This is a genomic window from Pseudarthrobacter phenanthrenivorans (genome assembly GCF_000813845.1).
GTDB classification, from domain to species: domain Bacteria; phylum Actinomycetota; class Actinomycetes; order Actinomycetales; family Micrococcaceae; genus Arthrobacter; species Arthrobacter phenanthrenivorans_B.
Genome location: NZ_JWTB01000032.1, coordinates 31,731 through 45,614, shown reverse-complemented (window position 1 = coordinate 45,614; position 13,884 = coordinate 31,731). Strand labels below are relative to the sequence as shown.

Genomic DNA, 13,884 nt, shown 5'->3' with positions numbered 1-13,884 from the left:
TGGTTAATGACCGGCCGGATGCAGGGGTGCAGAACCCCTGTGGCGGTCGACTGCACAGGACTATGCTCGGATCATGGCCCGCACACTTGTTGAGGAACAGGGCGTGGCCCAGGTGCAGCGGCGCACCATTGTGCTCTTGAGCCTGGCCCAGGTCTTCGGTGGACTCGGTACGGGATCCACCGTGTCCATCGGTTCCATCCTGGCTGTAGAACTCTCCGGTTCCAGCGCCTGGGCGGGCTCCGTCGCCACCGTCATGACCCTGGGGGCAGCCGCCGCAGCACTTCCGCTGGCCGCGCTGGCGGAACGGCACGGCCGCCGGGCCGGGCAGGTGGCAGGCCTGTCGGCGGCCCTGGCAGGGGCCGTCCTCATGGTGCTGGCCGTCGTCAGCGGCCTCTTCATCCTGCTGGTCCTGGGATCTGCCGGAATCGGTGTAGGGACGGCGGCCAGCCTGCAGGCAAGGTTTGCTGCCGTTGATCTCGCTGCGGCCGGGCACCGCGGGAGGGCGCTGTCCACCGTGGTCTGGGCGGTGACTGTGGGCGCCGTTGCCGGGCCCAACCTGATCCAGCCGGGGACCGCCGTCGGGATGGCGCTGGGCCTGCCGCCCATTGCCGGTCCGTTCGTCATCTCCGGCGCCGGGCTCCTCATCGCCACCGTCCTTGTGTATGCCGGTCTTCGCCCCGACCCCCTGCTGCTGGCGCGCCGGCTGTCCTCGGCCGGCAATGCATCCCCGTACGTCCTCCCCGCCGCTCCGGGGAACAAGGCGCCGGTGCCCGGCGTACTGCCGGCACCCGCCGGCGTCGTTCCGGCCGCCACGGCAGCCGGCCGGGGATCGCTGCGCCGCGCCCTGCGGGCCATCCGGGGCTCAGGGATGGCGCTGCTGGCCGTATCTGCCGTGGTGGCCGCGCATGCGGTGATGGTCGGCGTCATGTCCATGACCCCCCTGCACCTGCAGCACCTGGTGGAAGGACCAGGGTCCCACGCCGGGCACATTGCCGAAGGGGATGTGCTGGTGATCATTGGTTTTACGATTTCGCTGCACATCGCCGGGATGTTCGCCCTCTCGCCGGTCATGGGCTGGCTGACCGACCGGGCCGGCAGGGTGGAGACCATCATGATCGGCTTCACGGTGCTGGTCGCCGCGGTGGCCGTCGCCGGATTCGGGCAGTCATCCACCGCCGCCGTGGCAGTGGGCCTGGTGCTGCTGGGCATGGGCTGGTCCGCGGCCACCATCTCGGCATCCACCCTGCTGGCCGACAGCGTAGGGCAGGACGTCCGGGTGGCGGTGCAGGGCGCTTCGGACACGCTGATGGGCGCCGCTGGAGCCGTGGGCGGGGCCTTCTCCGGGTTGGTCCTCGGATTCGCCGGCTACCTGGGCCTGAACCTGCTCGGCGGGGCCATCGGGGCGGCAGTCCTGGCCGCCGCCGTCGTGGCACGCACCTCGCGCCGGCGGTCAGCGGCCGCCTGAACGCGCCATGCCGAGCAGGCGGGCAAAGATCCTTTCGCCGTCGTCGGCAATCCCGTCATGGTGGAAGTCGGCCGTTTCCCAGACCTGCAGGCCACGGACCTGGGCCGCAGTCCGGAGGGAGAGATCCCGGTCCACGTAGATGTCGTCCGTATAGACGGCCGCCGCCACGGGAACGGAGTTGGAGCCAAGCACTTGCAGGTCATAGAGCGGTTTCCAGTCCTGCTTGCCGGCCACCAGGTCCGCCACTTCCCGCAGCGGCTGCAGGGCGGGGTCCTGCTCGAAGTACCACGGATACACCATCTCGCCCGTCAGCAGCAGCGGCTCGGTGTCCGGCCGGAACCAGGGGTTTTCCGCGAGCATCCGCCAGGCCGACCAGTTGGTGGCCTGCCCCTGCGCATAGATGGATTCATGCATCAGCGCATACAGCGGATTGGAGCGGCGCGAGACCACGCCGTGGAGCTGTTCCAGGAACGTGTCCGAGAGCCGGGGCCCCCCGGCTGTGGCCACGAAGGCGTCCTCCAGCAGGTAGTGGAGGCTGTCCACGCGGGTGTTTCCGCCCAGGTAGGCCCCCGCCATCTGGAACCGTTCCACGGTGAGGCGTTCGCCGTCGGGCAGGAATTCCGGGACGGTGCGCAGGTGCCGGGCGATCCTCTCCACGGTGTCCCGGTCCTCGGGATACCAGCCGAAGTACTCCTCGTTCCGGGCCGCCACCCGCTGGAAGGTGGCCCGGTAGACGTCGTCCGCGCTGCCGCTGAGCGGGGCCAGGCCGCCGGTGATGAGCACTTCGCGCAGGCCCCTGGGGGCGAAGGACAGGTACGTCAAGGCGCAGAAACCACCGTAACTCTGGCCGTAGATGGTCCAGGGCGGTGAGTCGAGGGCATTGCGGATCAGCTCCGCGTCGGCCACGATTGAGTCCGCCCTGAAATGCTCCAGGTAGGCGGCCTGTTCGGCTGGTGACCCGCGGCCGGGCAGGGTCCTGCGGTCGATGGGTGTGGAGAGCCCGGTGCCGCGCTGGTCCAGCATGAGGATGCGGAAATCCTGGGCAGCGGCTTTGCTCCAGCCGCCCAAAGAACCCCACCTGTTGCCTCGGCCGCCGGGGCCGCCCTGCAGGAACAGGAGCCAGGGCAGCTGCGCGGCGGCTTCCTCGCTGTGTCCCGCGGAGACGTACTCGCGGGCGAAGACGGTGATGGTTTCCGGTGACTGCCCGCTGCCGCCCTCCGGTCCGAAATGGTCCAGGGGCACCGTGAAGTAGTGCTCCACGGTGCGCATGCCACGGAACTCGTGCCTGGCCCTGATCTCATGCCCGGCTGCAGCCAACCGTGCCACCGGAGCGTCAGCCACGGGAAGCGGCAGGCAGGGAACTGCTGGATTCCGACCGGCCGAACTGGTCCAGCGCCTCGCCGGCCAGGCGGAAGGTGGACCAGCCGTCCATGGGGCGGGCCCCCAGGCGGCGGTAGAAATTGATGGAGGGCTCGTTCCAGTCCAGCACGCTCCATTCCACGCGTGCGTACCCGTTCTCGACGGCGATCGCGGCTAGGTGCTGCAGCAGGGCCTTGCCGTGCCCTTCGCCGCGGGCTTCGGGGCTGACGTACAGGTCCTCCAGGTAGATGCCGTGCACACCCTCCCAGGTGGAGTAGTTGAGGAACCACAGCGCGAAGCCCTGCACGTCGCCGGCCGCGTTTTCAGCCATGGCCGCGTACACGCGGGGGTTGTCGCCAAAAAGCACCTGCTCCAGCATTCCGGGGGTGTTCCGGACGGCGTCGGGTTCCTTCTCGTAATGGGCCAGTTCGTGGATCATTCGGAGGATGGCGGGCACGTCTTGCCGGGTTGCGGGGCGGATTACACTCATGGTTCCGAGCTTACCGCCGGCCCGGCCGCCATACGGGCACACCACCATCGCGGCAGCGGCCGTCCGTCCGCTACAGCCGGTTGACGCCGGCGACCCTGACCACGGCGGTTCCGGTGGCATCCGATTCAGCCAAATCCACCTCGGCCGAAATTCCCCAGTCGTGGTGGCCCGCCGGATCGTCGAAGATCTGGCGCACCTTCCAGTGGCCGGGTTCCTCGGTGATAATCAGCAGTCCAGGGCCGCGTGCATCCGGTCCGGTCCCGATGTCGTCGTGTTCGTCGAAGTAGTCGTCCAGGGCATCTTCCCACCGGTCGGCGTCCCAGCCTGAGCCGCCGTCGAGCTCTCCAAGCGCCGTGGCGTCCTCATCCGCGAACAGTTCCACCCGGCGGAACATCTCATTGCGCACCATCACCCGGAACGCCCGGATATTGGCGGTGAGCGACGGCGGCGGGGGCGGTGGTGCGTCATGCGGCGTGGGCGCTGCCCCGGAGGTCAGTTCCTCCCATTCGTCGAGGAGGCTGGAGTCCACCTGCCGCACCAGTTCGCCGAGCCACGCGGTCAGGTCCGCCAGGTCCTCGCGGAGCATGTCCTGCGGCACCGTCTGGCGCAGCGCCTTGAAAGCATCGGCAAGGTACCGCAGGACGATCCCTTCGGAGCGGGCCAGGCCGTAGAACTGGACGAATTCGCCAAAATTCATCGCCCGCTCGTACATGTCGCGGACCACGGACTTGGGTGCCAGCTCAAAGTCGCCCACCCACGGGGCGGCTTTCCGGTACACCTCGAACGCTTCGCCGAGGATCCCGGCCAGCGGCTGCGGGTAGGTGACCTCTTCCAGCATGGCCATCCGCTGGTCGTACTCGATGCCGTCCGCCTTCATGGCAGCGATGGCTTCGCCGCGGGCTTTCTTCTGCTGGGCGGACAGGATCTGCCGCGGCTTCTCCAGCGTCGCCTCGATCACGGAGACCACGTCAAGGGCGTACGACGGCGACTCCGGGTCAAGGAGTTCCAGTGCGGCAAGTGCGAAGGGGGAGAGCGGCTGGTTCAGCGCGAAGTTCGGCTGCAGGTGGACGGTCAGCCTGACGGTGCGTCCATCGGTGCCCTGTTCCTCCGGCGGGATGCGTTCGATCACTTCGGCGGCGAGCAGTTCCCGGTAAATGCCCAGGGCCTTCTTCATCAGCCGCAGCTGGGAAGCGCGCGGTTCGTGGTTTTCGGTGAGCAGCCTGCGCGCCGCGGCGAACGGATCACCGGGGCGTTCCATGAGGTTCATCAGCATGGCGTGCGTCACCGTGAAGCTGGAGGTCAGCGGATCCGGGACGGATTCGACCAGCCGGTTGAACGTCGGTTCGCCCCAGGACACGAAGCCCTCCGGCGGCTTCTTCTTTACCACCTGGCGCAGCTTCTTCTGGTCGTCCCCGAATTTGGCGGTGGCCTTCGCCATCGCCTTGACGTTCTCGATCACGTGCTCGGGGGCCTGCACCACAACGGTTCCGGCGGTGTCGTAGCCCGCCCGGCCTGCCCGGCCCGCGATCTGGTGGAACTCACGCGGGTTCAGCAGGCGGGTGCGGACGCCGTCGTATTTGCTCAAGGCGGTGAGCAGCACCGTCCTTATCGGCACGTTGATGCCGACGCCCAAGGTGTCCGTCCCGCAGATGACTTTGAGCAGGCCCGCCTGCGCCAGCTGCTCCACCAGCCGGCGGTACTTGGGCAGCATGCCGGCGTGGTGGACGCCGATGCCGTGCCGCACCAGCCTGTTGAGGGTCTTGCCGAATCCGGCGGCGAACCGGAAGTTGGCGATCAACTCGGCGATCTTGTCCTTTTCCTCCCGGGTGCAAACGTTGATGCTCATCAGGTTCTGGGCGCGGTCGATCGCCTCGAGCTGGCTGAAATGCACCACGTAAACGGGCACCTGGCGGGTGGACAGCAGCTCTTCGAGCGTCTCGTGGACGGGAGTCTGCTGATAGTAGTAGTGCAGCGGGATGGGACGCTCGACTGAACTGACTGTGGTGGTGGCGCGGCCCGTCAGCGCCGTCAGCCCCTCCTCGAACCGTGTGACGTCGCCAAGCGTGGCAGACATCAGGAGGAACTGGGCCTGCGGAAGTTCAAGCAGGGGGACCTGCCACGCCCAGCCGCGCTGCGGGTCGGAGTAGAAATGGAACTCATCCATGATCACCGCACCCAGATCGGCGGCGGCCCCTTCGCGGAGGGCCGTGTTCGCCAGGATCTCCGCCGTGCAGCAGATGATGGGCGCATCCTGGTTGACCCCCGAGTCGCCGGTGATCATCCCCACGTTTTCCGCGCCGAAGATGTCGCAGAGCGCGAAGAACTTTTCGGACACCAGGGCCTTGATGGGCGCCGTGTAGTAGCTCCGCCGCCCCTGCGCCAGGGCCTGGAAGTGCGCGGCGATGGCCACCAGGGATTTCCCGGACCCGGTGGGCGTTGCCAGGATGACGTTCGCACCCGTTGCCAGCTCCACGATGGCCTCGTCCTGGGCCGGGTACAGGGAAAGGCCCCGGCTTTCCGTCCACTCAACAAACCGGGAGTACAGGGCGTCAGGGTCGACGGCGCCGGCCGGGTCGGGGGCGTGCAGGTCGGTCAGCTGGTCAACGAGTTTCATTGACTTCAACCTTAGTGCCACGTTGCCGGCGGGTTCAGCGTCCCGGCGGGTTAGGCTACGGCTTGGCCCGGAGTGCGTCAGAACCTGGAGAAGAAACATGAAATGGGATCCCGCTAAGTACGTCCAGTTCGGTGACTACCGGGACCGGCCCTTCTTTGACCTCACGGCCCGGATCCACGCCTCCGCGCCTGGGCGCGTGGTGGACCTCGGCTGCGGGCCGGGGAACCTCACGGCAACGCTGGCGGAACGGTGGCCGCGGGCAGCCGTCCAGGGCATCGATTCATCCGCGGAAATGCTTGCGAAGGCCGCGCCCCTGGCAGCCGGCCTGCCCGGCCTGCAGTTCATGCAGGCTGACATCGCCGGATGGATGCCCGATTCCGGGACGGACGTTGTGGTCAGCAACGCCGCCCTGCAGTGGGTTCCAGGCCACCAGGAGCTGATGGCAAAGTGGCTGGCGGCCCTGCGGCCCGGAGCCTGGTTTGCCATGCAGGTACCGGGAAACTTCAACGCCCCCTCCCATGCGCTGATGCGGGGCCTCGCCGCCTCGGAGCGCTGGTCGGAAAAGCTGGGCGGCGTGCTGCGGGGTGGAGAATCGGTGGGCGAACCGGCGGACTACCTGGGCATCCTGCTGGACGCCGGGTGCGCCGCCGACGCGTGGGAGACCAGCTACCAGCAGGTCCTGGCGGGACCCGACCCCGTCCTGGAATGGGTCCGCGGCACGGCATTGCGGCCGGTCATGGCAGCACTTGACGGGGAAGACGCCAGGCAGTTCGAAACCGAATACGCCGCCGCCTTGCGGGAGGCCTATCCGCCCGGTCCCCACGGGACCATTTTTCCCTTCCGCAGGATCTTCGCCGTAGGCCGCAAACTGGACTGACAACCCGGTGGCCGGCAGGTTTCCCTGCCAGTCACACGCCTTGACAGCAAAGAAAAGTGATCTGGCTTACAATGGCCACTGATTGAGGGGTCAAGCCGCTGGCCCCCTCTTCGGCCGTAGGCATTACAGGGGGTATCTTGCTGGTCGGACTCATGAAGCGGCAGCTCAAAGGACAGTACACGGGCGTCGGGGTAATCCTTGTCCTCCAGCTGGTCCAGGCCGGCGCCAACCTGCTGCTGCCCACCCTGAACGCCGCCATCATCGACGATGGCATCGTCGCGGGGAAGCCTGAGGTGATCTCCCGGCTCGGTGCCCTGATGGCTGTCGTGGCCGTGGTGCAGGCGGCTGCTGCCATCGCGGCGGGCTACCTGGGCGCCGTCGTCGCCATGCGGATCGGGCACCGCCTGCGGGCCGAAGTCTTCGCCCGGATCCAGTCATTGTCCTCGCAGGACGTGGCCCTCTTTGGCACCCAAAGCCTGACCACCCGCGCCACGAACGACGTCCAGCAGATTCAGGCGTTCGCCGTGCTGGTCTTCACCATGCTCTTCGCGGGGCCGGCCATGGGCGTCGGCGGCATCGTGCTGGCCCTGCAGCAGGATGTGGCGCTGTCCGTGGTGGTGATCGCCGTCGTGCCCCTGCTCCTGCTGATCATGTACCTGGTCGTCCGCCGACTGATTCCGCTGTACCGCGAGGGCCAGGACCTGCTGGACCGGTCGGGCGGAATCCTGCGTGAGCAGATCATAGGCGTGGACGTCATCCGCGCCTTCGTCCGCCAGAGGCACGAAGCACGGCGGTTTGCCACCACCAACGCAGGCCTCACCGCCAACAACCTCCAGTCCGCCCTCCTGGTGGCCGGGATGCTCCCGATGATCATGGTGGTGGTGAACCTGAGTTCCGTGGCCGTGGTGTGGTTCGGCGGCCACCGCATCCAGGCGGGACAGATGAACCTCGGCGCGCTCACGGCCTTCATCGCCTATATCATGCAGATCCTGCTGGCGATCATGATGGCCATGTACGTGCTCATGACGGCGCCGCGGGCCGCGGTCTGCGCGGAACGCATCCAGGCCGTCCTGGACACAGATCCGTCCGTCACCACCGCTTCCCGGGCACAACAGCAGCCAATGCCGGATGCGGCAGGCAGGCCGGTGCCGCTGGTGTTCCACGACGTCGCCTTCTCGTATCCAGGAGCAGAAGCGCCCGTTCTTGCGGACGTCAGTTTCACCGCGGCTCCCGGCACTACCACGGCAATCGTCGGCGCCACCGGCAGCGGCAAAACGACCCTGCTTAACCTCATTCCGCGGTTCCTCGACCCCACCGCAGGGCGGATCACCCTGGGTGGCCACGACATCAGGGACCTGCCCCTGGACCAACTCCGCGCCGCCATGGCCGTCGTGCCCCAGCACTCGCACCTGTTCACCGGGACCATCGCCGGCAATTTGCGGATGGCGGACCCGCAGGCCACGGACGACGAACTGTGGGATGCGCTGGAAACAGCGCAGACCATGCGGTTCATGCGTGACCTTCCCCTGGGGCTGGCCACGCCGGTGGGCCAGGGCGGTGCCAGCCTGTCAGGTGGCCAGCGGCAGCGTCTGTGCATTGCCAGGGCACTGCTGCGCAGGGCGCCCCTCTGCCTCTTCGACGACAGCTTCTCCTCCCTCGACTACGACACCGACACCAGGCTCCGGCAAGCCCTGGACCAGGTTCTGGCCGCAGCCACGGTGGTGGTAGTGGCCGAACGCATTGCCACGGTGGAGGATGCCGACCTCATCCTGGTGCTCGACGGCGGCCGGCTGGTTGCGCAGGGAACCCACCAGGACCTGCTGGAAACATCCGCCACCTACCGGGAGATTGCCGAGTCACAGCTGGCCCTGGATGGCGCCCCGTGAGGGCGGGGGAGGAAACCGGGGAAACGGAGCACAGGTTCTGGCCCACCGCCCGGAGGCTCCTCGGCCTCCTGCGTCCCTTCCGCCTGCAAATGCTGGGAGCGGTGGCCGCCACCTGCGCCTTCGCGGCCCTCAATGTCGCCGCCCCGAAGTATCTCGGCGACGCCACCGACGTTGTGGTGGAAGCCATCTTCCAGGGCAGCCTGGACCAGCGGCTTGGCATCCTGCTGGCGGCGGTGTCGGTGATGTACGTCTTCGCCTCCCTGTTCAACTGGGCGCAGGGGGCGTTGACGGCCCATGCCGTCCAGGGAGTCATGTACGGGCTGCGCGCCTCGGTGGAGGACAAGCTGCACCGCCTGCCCTCGACCTATTTCCGTGAACGGTCCCGCGGCGACGTCCTGAGCCGTGCCACCAACGACATCGACAACATTGCCCAGGCCCTCAACCAGGTCCTGACCCAGCTGATCGTGTCGGTGCTGATGCTGTGCGGCTCACTGGCCATGATGCTGTGGATCTCCCCGCTGCTCGCTGCCATCGCCGTCGCCACCGTTCCCCTCTCCACCTGGATCACCGTGGTGGTGGCCCGGCGGTCCCAGGAGCATTTTGGCCGGCAATGGAAGGAGACCGGCGAACTGAACGCGTACGTCGAGGAGTTCATCAGCGGGCATGAGGTCATCAAGGCCTTCGGACAGCAGGCACAGGCTGCCGAGGTCTTCCGCCGCAGCAACGGCCGGCTGGCGCGGGCGGCCGCCAAAGCCCAGTATTCAGCCGGGGTGGTCCAGCCGCTGATGGTGCTGGTGTCCAACCTCAATTACATCGCCGTTGCCGTCGTCGGGGCGCTGCAGGTCATCGCCGGCACCATGACGATTGGCGGCGTCCAGGCCTTCATCCAGTTCAGCCGCCTGTTCACCCAGCCGGTGGGGCAGATCGGCGGGCTGCTGAACGTCATGCAGTCCTGCGCGGCGTCCGCGGCCCGGGTCTTCGTGCTCCTGGATGCCGGTGAAGACCCGGAGGAGCCGCCCGGCGGGGCGGCCGATGCACCCCCGGCCGGCAGCATCGCCTTCCACGACGTCACCTTCGGCTACCCCGGAGCCGTCCCCGCCGTCAGGAACCTCAGCTTCACGGTGGCACCCGGCCAGGCCGTGGCCATCGTGGGACACACCGGTGCGGGAAAGAGCACCGTCATCAATCTCTTGATGCGGTTCCTGGAACCCTCATCGGGGCGGATCAGCATCGGCGGCACGGACATCGCCAACATCCCCCGCGACCGGCTCCGGTCCCGGTTCGGCGTGGTGCCCCAGGATTCCTGGCTCTTTGCCGGAACCATCCGGGACAACATCGCCTACGGACGGCCGGGCGCCCCGGATACGGCCATTGTTGCCGCCGCCGAGGCAACCTACGCGGACCGCTTCATCAGGTCCCTGCCGCACGGCTACGGCACCGTGCTGGAGAACGGCGGCGAACCACTGAGCCAGGGGCAGCGGCAGCTCATCACCATCGCCAGGGCGCAACTGGCCGGACGTGCCGTGCTGGTCCTGGACGAGGCCACCAGCTCGGTGGACTCCAGGACAGAACTGCTCATCCGCCAGGCAATGCAGCGCCTCCGCCACGGGCGGACGAGTTTCGTGATCGCCCACCGTTTGTCCACCATCCGCAACGCTGATCTAATTCTGGTCATGGACCACGGACGCATCGTTGAGCAGGGCACGCACGCCAACCTGCTTGCTGCCAACAGCTACTATGCCAGGCTGTACAACGCACAGTTCGCCGAACGGGACGGCAGGGCCGGCGTCCTGGAGGGCGGCCTGTGAACGGCACCGGTGACTTTCCCGGCTCCTGGCGGCCCAACGCCGCCAGCAGCGTGGCGCTGTTCGAACAGCTGCGGCTGCAAATCATCCACCTGGCCGACAACGGCGCACTGCCACCGGGCACCAGGCTCCCAGCGGTGCGGGCACTGGCGGAAACGCTGGACGTCGCCCCACACACGGTGGCCCGGGCCTACAAGGAGCTGGAAGCGGCAGGCGTCGTCGCCACCCGCGGGCGGAACGGCACGGTCGTCTCTGCCCGTGACGAGCGGCTGGGCGGGCTGTCTGCCGCCGCCGCCGCGTATGCCGCCGTCGCAAAATCCCAAGGTGCCAGCTTCGCCGAAGCGGTGAAGATCCTCGCCGCCGCCTACGATGTTCCCTGACGGCGGAACCGTCAGTGTTCGAAAAAGTTTTCGATTAGCATAATGGGGTGCCTAAAGCCTTAGCTGAAGAAACCCCTGCCGCCTCCATCGCCGCCACCGTCCCCGCCGCTGCCGCTCCGGCACGCCCGGACCTCTCCCGCCTCGTGGTCAAGGGGGCGCGGGAGCACAACCTGCGCAACGTGGACCTTGACCTGCCGCGCGACGCCATGATCGTCTTCACCGGGCTGTCCGGGTCCGGCAAATCCTCGCTTGCGTTCGACACCATCTTCGCCGAAGGCCAGCGGCGCTACGTGGAATCACTGTCCGCCTATGCGCGCCAGTTCCTGGGCCAGGTGGACAAGCCTGACGTCGACTTCATCGAAGGTCTCTCGCCCGCGGTGTCGATCGACCAGAAATCCACCAGCAAGAACCCGCGGTCCACGGTGGGCACCATCACCGAAATCTACGACTACATGCGCCTCCTGTGGGCGCGCGTCGGCAGGCCGCACTGCCCCGTATGCGGGGAGCCGGTGTCCAAGCAGACGCCACAGCAAATTGTGGACCAGCTCCTGGAACTCGACGAGGGCACCCGCTTCCAGGTCCTGGCCCCCGTGGTGCGCGGGCGCAAGGGCGAGTTCGTGGACCTCTTCAAGGAGCTCACCGCCAAGGGCTACTCGCGGGCACGGGTGGACGGCAACCTGGTCCAGCTGAGTGATCCGCCCAAGCTCGGCAAGCAGTTCAAGCACACCATCGAAGTGGTGGTGGACCGCCTGGTGGTGAAGGAAGGGATCAGCCAGCGCCTGACCGACTCCATCGAGACCGCGCTGGGATTGGCCGAGGGCCGCGTCCTGGCGGAGTTCGTCGACCTTGAGGCTGACGCGCCGGGCCGGATCCGGGCGTTCTCCGAAAACCTTGCCTGCCCCAACGAGCACCCGCTCGCCATCGACGAGATCGAGCCCCGTTCCTTCTCCTTCAACAATCCCTTTGGTGCCTGCGCCGCCTGCAGCGGCATCGGCACCCGGCTCGAGGTGGATGAGGAACTGATCGTTCCCAACCCGGAGCTGTCCCTGTCCGAGGGCGCCATCGCCCCCTGGTCGTTGGGCACCGCCACCACCGAATACTGGAACCGGCTCCTGGAAGGCCTGGCCAAGGAAGTCGGCTTCTCCATGACCACCCCGTGGGAGAAGCTGGGCAAGGACGTGCGCCAGACCATCCTGCACGGCAAGGACCACAAAGTAGTGGTGCAGTACCGGAACCGCTTTGGCCGGGAACGTAAATACAGCACCGGCTTCGAGGGCGCCATCCAGTACGTGCACCGCAAGCACGGTGAGACAGACTCCGACTGGGCCCGCGACCGCTATGAGGAGTACATGCGGCAGGTTCCCTGCCCCGCCTGCAACGGCGCCCGCCTTAACCCTGCATCCTTGTCTGTGCTGATCAACGGCAAGTCCATTGCCGAAGTGGCCGCCCTGCCCATGCGGGAGTGCGCGGACTTCCTGAACAACCTGGTCCTCACCGGCCGCGAGGCACAGATCGCGCACCAGGTCCTCAAGGAGATCCAGGCCCGCCTCACGTTCCTCCTGGACGTTGGCCTGGAGTACCTCAACCTTGAGCGTCCATCCGCCACCCTTTCCGGCGGCGAAGCACAGCGCATCCGGCTTGCCACCCAGATTGGTTCCGGCCTGGTGGGGGTCCTCTACGTCCTCGACGAACCGTCCATCGGCCTGCACCAGCGGGACAACCGCAGGCTCATTGAAACACTCACCCGGCTCCGCGACATGGGCAACACCCTCATCGTCGTCGAGCACGATGAGGACACCATCCACGTCGCCGACTGGATCGTTGACATCGGACCCGGTGCCGGCGAACACGGCGGCCAGGTGGTCCACTCCGGCACCTACAAGGAGCTGCTGGACAACAAGGACTCCCTGACCGGCGACTACCTGTCTGGCCGCAAGGCTATTGAGGTGCCCAAAAAGCGCCGCAAATACGACAAGAAGCGCGAAATCAAAGTTGTCGGTGCCCGCGAGAACAACCTCGTGAACGTCGACGCCGCATTCCCCCTTGGGCTGTTCACAGCCGTGACCGGCGTCAGCGGCTCGGGCAAGTCCACGCTCGTCAACGAGATCCTCTACAAGGTGCTGGCCAACAAGCTCAACGGCGCCAAACAGGTGGCCGGCCGGCACAAGACCGTCCAGGGACTGGAGCACCTGGACAAGGTGGTCCACGTGGACCAGAGCCCCATCGGCCGTACCCCGCGGTCCAACCCCGCCACCTACACCGGGGTCTTCGACAACATCCGCAAACTCTTCGCGGAGACCACCGAGGCCAAGGTGCGCGGCTACCTGCCCGGCCGGTTCTCGTTCAACGTCAAGGGCGGCCGCTGCGAGGCGTGCTCCGGCGACGGCACGCTGAAGATTGAGATGAACTTCCTGCCGGACGTCTACGTCCCCTGCGAAGTGTGCCACGGCGCCCGGTACAACCGGGAAACCCTCGAGGTGCACTACAAGGGCAAGACCATCGCGGACGTGCTCAACATGCCCATCGAGGAGGGTGCGGAGTTCTTCGCGGCCTTCTCACCCATCGCCCGCCATCTCAACACCCTGGTGGACGTCGGCCTGGGCTACGTGCGCCTGGGCCAGCCCGCCACCACCCTTTCCGGCGGTGAAGCGCAGCGCGTCAAGCTGGCCGCGGAACTGCAGAAACGGTCCAACGGGCGCAGCATCTACGTCCTGGACGAACCCACCACGGGCCTGCACTTCGAAGACATCCGCAAGCTGCTGATGGTCCTTCAGGGGCTGGTGGACAAGGGCAACACGGTGATCACCATCGAGCACAACCTCGATGTGATCAAGAGCGCCGACTGGCTGGTGGACCTGGGCCCGGACGGCGGTTCGGGTGGAGGCCAGATCGTGGCCGCGGGTACCCCGGAGCAGGTGGCCAAGTCCACCACGAGCCACACCGGGAAGTTCCTTGCGGAGATCCTGGGCTGACGGACGGAAAATCTGCCCGAATATTCCCGCAGGGGA

Annotated in this window: 9 protein-coding genes; 6 read left to right on the top strand and 3 right to left on the bottom strand. The window is 67.1% G+C overall.

Features of this window, described 5'->3' with window-relative positions:
- Positions 1-73: 73 nt before the first annotated feature.
- Positions 74-1,465 (top strand): MFS transporter, encoded by a 1,392-nt coding sequence (locus RM50_RS16250; RefSeq protein WP_052260291.1) that lies wholly within the window; start codon positions 74-76, stop codon positions 1,463-1,465.
- Here the strand turns inward: RM50_RS16250 and RM50_RS16245 are convergent.
- The 3 genes from RM50_RS16245 to RM50_RS16235 all read right to left on the bottom strand — a co-directional run bounded on the left by RM50_RS16245 (position 1,451) and on the right by RM50_RS16235 (position 5,928).
- On the bottom strand, positions 1,451-2,734 hold the full coding sequence (locus tag RM50_RS16245; protein WP_082007115.1) for an alpha/beta fold hydrolase: 1,284 nt from the start codon (positions 2,732-2,734) through the stop codon (positions 1,451-1,453). The genes RM50_RS16250 and RM50_RS16245 overlap by 15 nt on opposite strands.
- A 64-nt stretch (positions 2,735-2,798) precedes the next feature.
- Positions 2,799-3,314 carry a GNAT family N-acetyltransferase gene (locus RM50_RS16240; RefSeq protein WP_043454858.1) on the bottom strand — a complete coding sequence of 172 codons (516 nt, stop codon included), beginning with the start codon at positions 3,312-3,314 and terminating at the stop codon, positions 2,799-2,801.
- A gap of 70 nt (positions 3,315-3,384) precedes the next feature.
- Complete coding sequence (locus tag RM50_RS16235) at positions 3,385-5,928, bottom strand: DEAD/DEAH box helicase (RefSeq protein WP_043454805.1); 2,544 nt, start codon at positions 5,926-5,928, stop codon at positions 3,385-3,387.
- Between the two features lie 97 nt (positions 5,929-6,025).
- On the opposite strand from RM50_RS16235, the gene RM50_RS16230 reads away from it, so the two are divergent.
- From RM50_RS16230 to uvrA, 5 genes are all read left to right on the top strand, one after another.
- Positions 6,026-6,805 carry a trans-aconitate 2-methyltransferase gene (locus RM50_RS16230; protein ID WP_043454803.1) on the top strand — a complete coding sequence of 260 codons (780 nt, stop codon included), beginning with the start codon at positions 6,026-6,028 and terminating at the stop codon, positions 6,803-6,805.
- A 137-nt stretch (positions 6,806-6,942) separates the two neighbouring features.
- Positions 6,943-8,691, top strand: a complete 1,749-nt coding sequence (locus tag RM50_RS16225; RefSeq protein WP_043454801.1) for an ABC transporter ATP-binding protein — start codon at positions 6,943-6,945, stop codon at positions 8,689-8,691.
- Positions 8,688-10,499, top strand: a complete 1,812-nt coding sequence (locus RM50_RS16220; RefSeq protein WP_043454799.1) for an ABC transporter ATP-binding protein — start codon at positions 8,688-8,690, stop codon at positions 10,497-10,499. The genes RM50_RS16225 and RM50_RS16220 overlap by 4 nt, the downstream gene beginning before the upstream one ends.
- Entirely contained in the window at positions 10,496-10,876 is a 381-nt protein-coding gene (locus RM50_RS16215; RefSeq protein WP_043454797.1) for a GntR family transcriptional regulator, read from the top strand. The genes RM50_RS16220 and RM50_RS16215 overlap by 4 nt, the downstream gene beginning before the upstream one ends.
- A 47-nt stretch (positions 10,877-10,923) precedes the next feature.
- Positions 10,924-13,848 (top strand): excinuclease ABC subunit UvrA, encoded by a 2,925-nt coding sequence (uvrA, locus tag RM50_RS16210; protein ID WP_043454795.1) that lies wholly within the window; start codon positions 10,924-10,926, stop codon positions 13,846-13,848.
- The last annotated feature ends 36 nt before the right edge of the window (positions 13,849-13,884 follow it).